Origin of the sequence: Streptomyces sp. NBC_01003, assembly GCF_045162695.1 — a bacterium.
Taxonomy (GTDB): domain Bacteria; phylum Actinomycetota; class Actinomycetes; order Streptomycetales; family Streptomycetaceae; genus Streptomyces.
The window spans coordinates 620,881-632,314 of the sequence record NZ_CP108707.1 but is presented as its reverse complement, the minus strand read 5'-3'; the positions used below and the strand labels follow the sequence as shown (position 1 = coordinate 632,314).

At 67.1% G+C, this 11,434-nt stretch carries 6 protein-coding genes and 2 pseudogenes; 5 read left to right on the top strand and 3 right to left on the bottom strand.

The features are described from left to right. Positions 1–174: 174 nt before the first annotated feature. Positions 175–486: pseudogene (locus OG698_RS03070) on the top strand (hypothetical protein); the annotation flags it as partial. A gap of 17 nt (positions 487–503) precedes the next feature. Here the strand turns inward: OG698_RS03070 and OG698_RS03065 are convergent. Both OG698_RS03065 and OG698_RS03060 read right to left on the bottom strand, forming a co-directional pair. Next, positions 504–1,367, bottom strand: a complete 864-nt coding sequence (locus OG698_RS03065; protein ID WP_406101250.1) for an LLM class flavin-dependent oxidoreductase — start codon at positions 1,365–1,367, stop codon at positions 504–506. A 156-nt stretch (positions 1,368–1,523) separates the two neighbouring features. Then, positions 1,524–3,023: a glycosyltransferase family 39 protein gene (locus OG698_RS03060; RefSeq protein WP_406101248.1), complete on the bottom strand. Its 1,500-nt coding sequence runs from the start codon at positions 3,021–3,023 to the stop codon at positions 1,524–1,526. A 725-nt stretch (positions 3,024–3,748) separates the two neighbouring features. On the opposite strand from OG698_RS03060, the gene OG698_RS03055 reads away from it, so the two are divergent. The 4 genes from OG698_RS03055 (at position 3,749) to OG698_RS03040 (ending at position 9,688) form a co-directional block, all read left to right on the top strand. Continuing rightward, positions 3,749–5,215: a hypothetical protein gene (locus OG698_RS03055; RefSeq protein ID WP_406101247.1), complete on the top strand. Its 1,467-nt coding sequence runs from the start codon at positions 3,749–3,751 to the stop codon at positions 5,213–5,215. A 122-nt stretch (positions 5,216–5,337) separates the two neighbouring features. Next, positions 5,338–7,149, top strand: coding sequence for a hypothetical protein (locus OG698_RS03050; protein WP_406101245.1), 1,812 nt, complete (start codon positions 5,338–5,340; stop codon positions 7,147–7,149). After that, on the top strand, positions 7,146–9,242 hold the full coding sequence (locus OG698_RS03045) for an integrase (protein WP_406101244.1): 2,097 nt from the start codon (positions 7,146–7,148) through the stop codon (positions 9,240–9,242). The genes OG698_RS03050 and OG698_RS03045 overlap by 4 nt, the downstream gene beginning before the upstream one ends. After that, positions 9,239–9,688 carry a hypothetical protein gene (locus tag OG698_RS03040; RefSeq protein WP_406101243.1) on the top strand — a complete coding sequence of 150 codons (450 nt, stop codon included), beginning with the start codon at positions 9,239–9,241 and terminating at the stop codon, positions 9,686–9,688. Before OG698_RS03045 ends, OG698_RS03040 begins: the two co-directional genes overlap by 4 nt. Positions 9,689–9,863: 175 nt before the next feature. Here OG698_RS03040 and OG698_RS03035 read toward each other — a convergent pair. Then, positions 9,864–11,317, bottom strand: a pseudogene (locus tag OG698_RS03035) (NF041680 family putative transposase). Positions 11,318–11,434: the final 117 nt, after the last annotated feature.

Genomic DNA, 11,434 nt, shown 5'->3' with positions numbered 1-11,434 from the left:
CGCGACTGCGGCTGGTGGAAGCGGTCCGGAGCCGCTACGGGCGGATGCACGCGTGGCTCGGGGCGGGTCGATGCAGGAGTCGCAGCGACCCTGATCTGCCACCGCAGACGGACCAGGAGACGCCATCTCGCTAGCATCGCCCTTCATGATCGCAGTGGTTGTCACCATCGGGCTGAAGAGGAACTCGCCGAGTGGCGACTGTGGGTGATGACCGTCTTCCTTCCGAACATCCGGGCCATGCGCGACCTCGTCATCCATCACGCCGACCTCTTGAGCGAACCGGCGATGCCGCCGCTCCTGCTTCAACTCTGCGCACATGTGTCGGGCTACGAGATCACGGCCGCACGATGGGCACGGGACAGCTACGACCAGCACCTCTCAGTCGTACCGTTCCCCAGCGAGGAGATAGCCGCGTACGCACGCAGAGGCTTCGCCCAGCTGAAGAGGGAACAGGCCCGCCTGCTGGGGCAACGGCACGACAGCTGACCAACGGCAAGGACGTCTCAGAGCACTGGCGGCCCCGCCTCGATTCGGCGTAGAACCGGGGTCAGACGATCCAGGTCGGGACCGGTCTGGATCTGCCGTTCGTCCCACCAGGTGGCGCCCGCGTCGTGCAGCGGTCCGATCACGTCCTTGGCTTTCGCCGCGTCCGGGGGCGTGGCGCCGCCGAGCACGAACTCGAAGGGTCGGTCCGTCCCGGCCGTACGTTCATTGCGCACGAAGCCGATCAGTTCCCGTACCTCTGCCACATCCGGCACATGCCCATGTCGGGCCGTCTCGAACAGCGGCACCGCGCCGTCCCAGCGCGCTGCCCGCCGCATGGGCGCACGGCGTGGCCAGAATCCGCCTATCCACACCGGGGGAGCGGGCTGCTGCACGGTGGCGGGGAGCATCGTCACGTCCCGGACCTCGTAGTGCCGGCCGTGGTGGTTCACCGGCTCGCCTGACCACAAGCGCCCCAGCAGCACCAGCCCCTCGTCCAGTCGCTCGGCGAGGACGCGCGGCTCGGCGGCGTCGCCGAAGCTGCGGTACTCGTCCTCGACCGGACCGCCCAGCCCCGCGGCGAAGATCACCCTGCCGCCGCTGAGCTGGTCCAACGTGGCGACCTGGCGGGCGAGTTGCTGCGGCCGGTAACGAGGGACCGGCGTCAGCAGGGTGCCCAATCGGATCCGCGAGGTCGCCAGCGCGGCGGCGGTCAGGAGCATCCACGGATCCCCGAAGGGACGCCCTTGGTGATGTCGGTGCAGCACGTGATCCCACACGAAGAGCCCGTCCCAGCCCGCCTGTTCGGCGGCTGCCGCCACGGTCGCGACGTTACGGGGGTCGGCGAAGTCACCGAAGTTGGGGATGTTGATGGAGAAGCGCATCCCAGCAGGATGCGCTGCAATCCGGTCCGGATCCAGAGGGTTTCACGGCAGTTCGCTCTGAAACCCCCGGACGGCAGCCCCGCCGACCAGTTGGGCTTCAACTCCCTTGTCGTCGGCGGACGCCAGAGGTGATGTGCTCGACGGGCGGTACACGGACTACGGGTGCTGTAGGCCACGGCGCCGTTGTCGTGGTTGCACCTGCGCGGTTTTGCGCCTTTGTGGCGTCGTGGCAGTACTGCGTGCCGGAACGGCGGCCGTCCGGGCTTCGTAGACCGTGACCGTGCGGCCATGCTCGCTGGTTGCGGAGCGCAGGGCGAAGTGCATTTTGAGGACGCGCAACTTGGTTCGGTCGCGAGCCGTGGGAGCCGAAGGCGTCTGGTCGTCGGTGACGACCAGGATGCGGTGTGCGGTCATCATGGCGGCCGCGATCTGCGGTGGACTGCCTTCCACCCCGTTCAGAGTGCCGGACGTCAGGGGGTCGCGAACGAGTGCCAGATCTTTGAGCCCCGTGAACGCGGAGGGCGAGACCAGGTCTGTGTCACGGCGCGCTGCGGGGATGAAGAGGACTCCGTCACCTCGATGTTGGGCCGCGGCGACGTTTTCGGCCGTACATAACACGTCGTCGACTCGGCCGGCCGTGCTGCGCAGTGACAGTTCCAGGGGGAGCAGGCCGAGAAAGGCGAGGGCTGTGGAGACGGTTATGAGTCGGCGAGGTGGAGTACGTAGGCGGAGGGCCAGCGCGCGGCATGCTGTGCCGATGAGCAGGGCGAGGCCGATGTAGCTGAACAAGATGTAGCGGGAGAGATAGACGGGATGGGTCAGGGAGGCAGCGAGCAGCAGGAGCGGGGGAACGGAGAGCAGAGGCAGCGCGAGCGCGGTGGGTTGGAGGTGGGTGTTGTGCAGCGGGCGGTGGTCCTCCTTCGAGCGTGCGAACCATGCACAGAGCGCGCCCGCGAGCAGAGTCAGCAGTAGGCCGAGCAGCGTGCTCAGCCTGGTCGGAGGGATCCAGGCGACCTGCCGTGACTGGGCGCTGCTGGCGATGACGAGGGGGAGTGCGCCGATCGTGCCGGCGGACGAGGCGACTGCCCATCGCACAGCGGTTGCGCGGGGCAGGCGGGAGAGCGCGATCGTGACGGCGTGGGCGGGCAGCAGCAGAAGTGAGAACCAGTTGAGCAGCGCCCCTGTGAGCACAACGATGCTGTACGCCCCCCAGAGGCCCGGGCGGTGCGGGTTGTCGATCGCCACGGCAAGGAGCCAACAGGTCAGTGCCGCACCGGCTGTGACCAGCGCGTAGGAGCGGCCCTCCTGTGCGTACTGCTGAACCGCCGGGAGCAGAGCGAAGGCCAGGCCCGCGGCCAGTCCAGCCCACCGGTCGGCCAGTCGGGTCCCCAGAAGGGTGACGAGGGAGGTGGCGCCGGCCATGGCGACTACCGAGGGCAGCCGCAGAGTCAGGAGGCTGTCTCCGAAGACGGCGAAAACGCCCCGCATGAAGAGGTAGTAGAGGCCGTGGACCACGTCAGCCTGACCGAGCAGGTGCCAGATCTCGGGAACGCTCCTGTGTACCGCCTGCCATGTCGCCGCCTCGTCGCGCCACATGCTGTTCTCGCGTCGGATCCCCCACAGGCCGAGTAGAAGCGAGACGACTGACGGAGCCACTGCATCAATTCGTGTTCTGGGCATGGCAGTTCCCCGCGTGTCGGTGTGATGGAGGCGACCGGAGCTTCGCTTCCGATCACGATCAACACGCTAGGCAGCGGGGTGATGTGGGTCGTCACCTGCAATGACGACCCCGGTGGTCCATCGCAAGACCCATTGCAGGCATGCGTCGGTCGTCGGACGTAGGCATTGAGGGGGGCATCGGGGCATGGCGTGCCCACAGCGCGGAGCTCGCCTCGGTACGTCGACGGGGCGTGGCTCAGTAGACGTGTGACGTGAACTTGCCGATGGCCTTGTTCCCTCCGGGTCTGTCGGCACCGTAGAGGGTGGCTGGCTGAACCTTCATGAGGCTGGCACTGTCACAGCCCTGCTTGACGAGGCCGTGTCCCGCAGGTGCCGGCCGCGTGTTCCTTACAACGGAACAGATGGACGGCTGGGCCGTGTTCGACGCGGTTGCCGGCCGCAGCGTGACCCCGGCCGACTGAGTCTGGCGTGGGATGACGGCGCATGATGAAGAGATGAAGGACGAACAGCGCCGCGCCTTTGACCAGTTGCCACAACAGCTGCGTGCAGTCGGTCCCGGCTGGCATCCCCTCCTGTTACACCTGTTCTTTCCGCTGTTCAGATCTGTCTCATGAGATCTGTGGTTCAGTCTCGATCCGTTGTTGCGGTACGAGACAGGTGAGCTGACGGGAGTTCTGTCGGGCCCCTGGGAAGGGGCGAGTGTGGATCTTGCCTTTGTGCAGTCCGGGCTACTGGAGAGGTTCCTGGACAGTGACGTGATCTCCGCGGAGGAGGTTGCCGCTCTGCTGAAGCGGCGGGGGGTGCTCGACGGGACGCCGGTGTTCCTCGACGAGGAGACACAGATACCGGTGCCACCGCTGTGCGAGTACGGCCGGTACCTGTCGACGGCGCTGTTGGACGAGAGCACGCTGAAGGACTACGGGCGGGCAGTCGGACGACTGGACGACCACCTGGCCGGCCTGGGCGGCGATGTGCTGTCGGCGGTGGAGTCGGATCTCGTGTCGTACCGCGACCAGCGGTGCCGTTGGCAGGAGAAGCCGATCGGCGCGTCGGCCTGGGGCAAGGAATCATTCGTCCAGGACGACCTCTACGGGTTCCTCGTCGAGCGAGGGCTCTTGTCGCACCGCCCGGCGAGGGTGGCGGCGCGGGGTCGCAACGCGCTGGCGCCGCGTATCCGGTCCAGCATGGACATCCGGCATCTGAGCTTCGAGCAGTACCGGTACTTCCGGGACGTGGGGCTGGGCGGCCAACTGCCCGGGGCAGAGGTGAATCCGGCCTTCCGCGGGTGGTCGCCGCTCCGCGACCGAGCGGGTGCCAACATCGCCCTGGGATCAGGGACACGGTGGCGGGAGTGGGCACCAGTGCTGCTTCCGGAGGTGGGGCTCTGGCCGGGGATGTCCCCAGGGGGAGCGGAGTTCACGGTTCAGGCTTGCGCGAAGTACGGGAAGGCGCGCACCGTCTACGTCCCCGAGGACGCGGTCGCCTCCGCGGACCTGTTCTGCCTGCTGGAGCGTCCGGACATCGTCCGCAGGGCGGCCCGGGGCTTGGAGCGCAAGGCCCGTGACCTGTTCGTGGTGGGCGACATTGACATGGCCGGAGGCCGAGTGCGTGGCATCTTGGACGGCGTCGTGCGTGAGTTCCAGATGGCGGCCATGCCCGCCAAGCTCCGGCGGATCACTGTCCATGAGGGCGAGTTCGGCCTGGAGGCGCTGACCTTGTTCGTCTGCCGCGGCGGGCTGATGCCGGGGGCGGACGCCTGGAAGGGCTACCGCCACCGGGCATGGACACGCATGAACGAGCTCGCCGACGAGACCACCCCGCTTCTGCCCGCCAAGCGCTGGCGATGGCACGACCTGAGACACACATATGCTCTGCGGCTTTTGACCTATCTGGAGAACATCATGGATGGCCAGGAGCCCGATCTGCGGGCCCGCCGCCGTCGGCACCGCTCCTACCTGACTGGACACATCCGGCACAACCCACTACTGATCGTCAGCCGCAGGCTCGGTCACGCAAGTCCAGAGACCACTTACCAGTACCTCCAGTACACGGACGACCTGATCAACGAGTTCGAGGCGGCGTTCTCCAGCTGGGTGGGCGACGACGAGGCGACCTATGCCGAGATCGCCTCCCATGCTCTGTCCGGCACGAACAGGGGCCGCTCATGACCACGACGCAGCGCAAAGGCGGCCGGAGCAGGGAAGAACTCGAGCGGCTCCTGCCCTTCCTGGCCAACCCGGTCCAGCCCGGGGGCGTTGGTCCCCGGGTGGTGCAGGTCCCCGGATCCCTCATGGCGGTCGACCCGGCGGACTACCGCTGCTCGCTGCTGGCCATGCAGCTGGCGGACGAGTGGACCGAGTACGTCGCCGCCACTGCGATCAAGGAGCAGGCCAGGAGCTATGAGTCCGCGATCGACCGTCTCTGTCGGTACGTGGAAAAGGTGCTTGGAGATGAGGCCGAGGGAGCGAGTCTGGCCGATCCGGATCTCTTCGACACGCTCGTGCAGTGGGAGTTGTCCCTGCCCGAGGGCAACGCGCCGAGCTCGACGAAGCCATACATGCTGGCCTCCTCTCTGCGTGTGCTGATCGTCCGCCGGGACGATCACCCCGACCGCGAAGTGTCTCCGGCCTTGGCACGACTGGCCCGTGGGCCCACGCTCGTCAGTTGTGGGGAGAGGACGGAGCGGGATGAGTTTACCCGTGAGGAGAAGCGGGCCCTGGTCCGCGCCGCCTGGGAGAGTGCGCATGCGACGCGTAAGCGTCTGGAAGCCGGTTGGGCCCTGGCCGAACAAGGGCGCCATCGCGACCAGGGCTGCTGGACCAGCGTTCCCCACCTGCTCTGGGGCCTGGCTCATGACGAGATCAGTGTCGACGACTTGCGCCGGCTTCTGCCTCCGTCGCGTGAGTGGCCGCAGGAACTTGTGGAGTTCACCGCGGGGCCGGGCAAGGCCCCTCAGCCGCACGTGGCACGGCTCCAGTTGGCGCGCCGTCTGCTCGCGAGTTTGTATCCCACCGCCCTTGATCTGCACGCGTTCCGCATCTTGTTGATGGATGCCACCGGCTACACCTCCGAGGAGGTCACCGGGTTCGGCGAGACGGAAGTGGAGTTCCTGCCCAAGGGCGTCCGGCTGACCCTGCTCAAGAACCGTGGCGGGCATCTTCGCCACCGGGCCTTTCGCGACCAGAGTCTGTCCGATGTTCCAGCCGCGGACGGCGATGCCGGCGGACACCTCGTTGTGAACTGGCCCCGGCGCGAGGCCAGCGAGGTAGTCCGGCAACTCCTGGACCTCACAGCCCGGGTTCGAGCCAAGGCCGCGCACGTCACCGACACGCTCTTCGTCAACGCCGCTGTCCGCCCCGGCTACATCACCGTTTTTGATCGGTGGACCCCCGGCCGCAGCAGAGCGAACTTTGGCCACTGGCTGGACGCCATGGGCGTCGAGGTCAAGGGCGAACGGCACATCGGCCGCCTGCGGAAATCGACCAAGGTCGAGAAGACCATCGTCACCGAGGGACGCATCGGCGCCGCCGCGGACGATCACACCGAGGAGACCTTCGCCAACCACTACGCCCAGGGCACCACACTGCGGATCCTGTCCGGCCGGACGATCGCCACAGCCCAGCAGCACTGGTTCGACCAGGCCCTCGACCGTGTCGATGGCCCCACCGTCGTCTCCGGCACTGAGGACATTGACCAGGGCCTGCTCGAAGACACCGGCCTGTCCGCCCAGGAGGCCGACGACATCATGACCGGACAGCTCGACATGGGCGTCTCTCACTGCAAGAACCCCTATCAATCGCCCTTCAGCCGGCCCGGTGAACTCTGCGCTGTCGCCCCACTGCGCTGCCTCGAATGCCGCAACGCCTGGATCCTGCCCTCCAACCTGCCTCAACTCCTCCTCTTCCAAGTGCACTTGGAGCGACTTCGTACACTGCTGGCTCCCCGTGCTTTCACCCGGCTATGGGGACAGAGCTGGGTGAACCTCCACGCAGTCCTGGACGACCGCACACCCGAGGAACTCGCCCAGGCCCGCAAACACATCGAAGCCGGCCAGGCCGTCCTGGACCTGCCGCTGGCGGCCCACACGGAGTTCGACGCATGATCCTGACCTTGCCCCAGCAGCGACGCCCGCCGCTGTTCCGGGACGACGAACCTGTCGTTCAGGGCCGCTCCCTGCTGCCTGGAGCCCGCGAGCCTGGCGCCGTGGTCCCCCGGTTCGGTGACACCGAGTTCTGGAACTTCAACGGCGTCCTCAAGCGGCCCGCTAACGTCAACGCGAGTATGTGGAAGATCTGCTTCAGCCTGGAGTTGGTGGACCCGTACTGGAACTTGCTGGCACGCGAGTTGATGATGCTCTCCTTCAACCCGCGCCACCCGGCAGTCCTCAGAAGCGGCGTCGTCCTCGCCGGGACCTCCGCTCCCTCCACTCTGGCCCAGATCGCCTCACGTCTCCGGACAGCTGCTCGGTGGGCCCATGCGAAGGGGCTTCCAGCGCACCCGGATGCGTGGACGGTGGATGACCTGCGGCAACGGATCACCGACTTGGCCGCCGAGGGTGCGAGCGCGGACTCGGTCATGAACCATGTCAGTGGCCTCAAGACCCTGGCGGCAGCGGCACCGGCCTTGAGTCTGCCCTGGCCGACGGGCGATCCGTGGCCTGGTCAGAGCGCCCGCCAGGTTGCCCGAGCCAGTTCCAGCCTGACTCTCTCCACCCCCACCGTCCCTCCAGCAACCTGGTTTCCGCTGATTCGTGCAGCCTGGGCCTACATCCACAACTTCGCCCCCGACATTCTGCACGCGGACCTGCGGCATCGTGAGCTCAGAGAGGTCGCCCGACTGTCACCCCACGGCATCGACGCCCGGCTTGAGGAGTGGCTCGCCGAGCCCGAGAACAAGGTCCCTGTTCATGCCCCGGCCACCGCGGACGAGGGCTCACCGGTGAACTGGGCGTTGTTGACGCTCCTCCTCGGCTACGACCCGACTCTCTACACCGCGTTCTCCGACATCAAGAGTCCGAAGAAGAGACGCCGTCGTACTCTGGTCCTCGACGCCGTGGCCGAGGGGCGGACCACGGCCCACGCACTGACGGGTGAGCTTGCACAGGTCGTCCGCGCTGATGGCCGCACAGGGCCGTGGCACCCCGGCATTGGTCCGCAGGCGCTGTTCGAAGCGAGAACGGCACTGCGTGACGCGGCATTTACCCTGGTCGTGGGCCTGTCGATGATGCGCGATTCAGAGATCCACGAGATCCTGCGGGATCCCGTCGTCGAGCACTACAACACCCCCGCCATCGCCTCCACGAAGATCAAAGGCACGACCGACCGCCCCGGCAAGCACTGGTGGATCGCTGAACCCCTCGTTGAGGCCCTCGCGGTCGCCGAGGCCGTCTCCCGGCATCCCGAGCGGGTCTTCTCGCCCATCCGAGCCACTCGGGACGACGCCACGCTTGGGGGCGCCGAAATGCTGGCGGCATTCGTGACGTTCGTGAACGTCGGCCGGGACTGGACCGGGCTTGATGAGATCCCCACCACTTACATCCGCCCGCATATGTTCCGCCGGACGATGGCGATGCTCACCGACCAGTTCCCCGGCTCCGAGATCGCTACCGGCATCCAGTTGAAGCACCTCGCCAAGAGGGCTCTGGCCAACGCCACCACCCGCGGCTATGCCGCCTCCGACACCGAGTGGGCCAAGTACCTGGGGGACGCACTCGACAACGTCAAGTTCCGCAAGATCAAGGACCTTTACGAGTGTCACACCGCAGGCGAAGAGATCGGATTCGGGCCCGGCGCCGAACGCGTCAAAGACGCCTTCGACCAGATCAACGCCACCGTCAAGGCGCGCAACGGGGACGCCCGCACCGCTGACACCCTCCTACGCACCACACGGATCCATGTCCGCTTCGGCATGCTCAACAACTGCACCGCCGACCACACCAACCCCGTCGGTGCCGTCTGCCTCGAGAACGCGATCATCCCGGAAGGCCACACCGGCCCCCTAGACGAGCGCTGCCGGCCCGACCGATGCGCCAACAGCATGATCGGCCCCGAGCACCTCCCGATCTACGACTCCCACCAGCGCAAACAGCTCCAGCTCATCAACAACCCCGCCACCCCGGCCTGCCGCCGAGACCTCGCCGAACGCGAACTCGACATCACCCGCAACGTCCTCAAGATGTCGGGAGAACCCCAGTGACCGGCCCCGCCGACAGCAACCTTGAAGACCAGGTCAGCCCCAAGACCGCCGCCGCCCTTCGGTCAGCGATGACCCGCCTCTTCGAAGGCCGCCCGCAACGGACCGACGGCCGCCTCACCAAAGAGAACCTCTACAAAGAAGCCCAGGTCAGCCGCGCGACGATGAACCGCGCACACGCGATCCTGGCCGAATGGGACGCGCACCTCGCCGCCCACGGCAAGGCCACCCCCGGGGAGGCCAAGCGCGACGCGGCCATCGCCGACCTCAAGAAGCGCCTGACCGCGAAGACCCAGGAATGCACGCTCCTGGAGAAGAAGCTCAAGGCCGCCCACACCGCGATCGCCGCCCTCTTCCACGACAACGAAGCCCTCCGGCAGCAACTCGACAGGCACGTCTCGGTCACCATCACGCCCATCCGCCCGCGCGGTCCTCGCCAACCCCGCTGAGACCGATCCAGGCTGAGCTTGAGATTTAACCCAGCGGATTCGAACACCTCTGACCGGCGCTTTCGGACGCGATCAACGCACCTACAGCAGGAAAGAATCGGGTGAAAACGGCCAGCTGGCGCGGCAGAGGGCCGCGTTCGAACGGCGAGGTTAAATCTCAAGCTGAGCTTGTTCTTTATGGTCTGAGTCGGTTTCGTTCGATGATGCTCTCGGGTCGTTTCACGGTCTTGCCCACGTCGTAGCGGGTGGCGGGTCCCCGGTTCTTCGAGCCAAGTGGTCTTCCAGGGCCGGGAGTCGAGGGTTTTGGCGCGCGGGCTGGACAGCGCAGGTGCGGGCGGAGGTTCCGAAACCCCCGGCGGACTCGGGCCGGGGTGAGCCGGCCGGGCTCGGAGGGCTTCTCCCACGGCCGCCGCAAGTCGGCGGCTGCCCCGCGCAGAAGTCGGATCTGAGTGTGCGCGGCGATGATCAGCCAGGTCCAGCGCTCGCCAGCTTCGGGGGTCCGCAGCTTCGGACGGGTCCACCCGAGGGTCTGTTTCATCAGCCGGAAGGTGTGCTCCAGGTCGAATCTCCGTAGGAACGCCTGCCAGCGCACGTCGACGTCCTAGCAGTTCAGGCCGGTGGCGGACGACCACAGCCACAGCGGCAGGGGGTCGTGGCCGCCGGGCAGGCGGTCTACCTGGAGGCGGATCAGTGTGCCCTCGATGATGGGGAGTTCGCCGGTGTGGTCGATCCATGCGGAACGGGTGGTCAGGCGAGGGTGGATGCGGTCCCAGGCCATCGCGCGGGCGGTGCCGTATCGGTCGGTGACCTGCACGGTTGCCTCGTCTGGCTCGCCCCAGGTCTCGGGCTTGGCGAAGCGGAACTCCTTGCCGTGCTTCGGCGGTCGCCCACCCTGGGGGTAGGACAGGGCGTACTCCTTGAGCGAGGGCGTCGGCCGTCGCATGACGCGGTCGGAGCGCATCCGTCCCAACACCTCGACCGGTAGGCCGTCAAGGAGGTGGGCCATGCGCGGGGCGTCGTAGCCGGCGTCGAAGACAATGAGGATGTCGCGGTCGCCCAAGTGCCAGCGGCCCATCTCGATCAGGTCCTCGACCACACGGCGAAGCTGGGCGGCGGTGACCTCGGCGACGTCGTCCTCGGGGCCGAGACGGACGGCGTCCAGGAGCTGGCACCAGGACGTCCGGCCCGATTCGAGGGCGGCGACGAACGAGTACGGCCAGCCGGGAATGAACTGGTCCGAGGACCGTCCGCTGCGGCCGTAGACGTGGCAGAACAGACGGTTCGCGCTGGTCGGCGCGTCAGGGCGCAACCAGTTGCTGACGTCGACCGCCAAAACCAGGCGCCCGTCGGCGGCCCGCGGCATCGGCAGACCGGCCAGCACCTGCCGCAGCCGGGGCACATCCACGTTCCCGTGGTTCAACGCCTCGTACATCGCGCCGTGCCCGCGCCGGTGCTCGGCCACCAGCGTCAGGTCTACCGGCGACGTCACCGGACCGTCCGCGCACAGCAACGCGTCGACGAGCTCGAACAGTTCGTCCCCGCGCGCGTCAGACAATCGAATAAGTCGTCCCGAAAGCGTGAGGCGTTCGCGAACGCCTCCGCCGGAACAGCATCAGGCAGCAGACTCACCCTTACGGCCTTCGCACTGGTCAAGTGCCTCTTTGGTCGGAGCACATGATCGTGCGGAGGCCGCCCGCGTGTCCGTTGAACAGCCCAACCAGAGATCAAGTTCGAGTGATGTTTGAA

What these genes read in the sequence shown, in the direction of transcription:
- OG698_RS03065 (WP_406101250.1), bottom strand. Translation starts at nt 1,367, where the DNA reads ATGCGCTTCTCCATCAACATCCCCAACTTCGGTGACTTCGCCGACCCC.
- OG698_RS03050 (WP_406101245.1), top strand. Translation starts at nt 5,338, where the DNA reads ATGGCGGTCGACCCGGCGGACTACCGCTGCTCGCTGCTGGCCATGCAG.
- OG698_RS03045 (WP_406101244.1), top strand. Translation starts at nt 7,146, where the DNA reads ATGATCCTGACCTTGCCCCAGCAGCGACGCCCGCCGCTGTTCCGGGAC.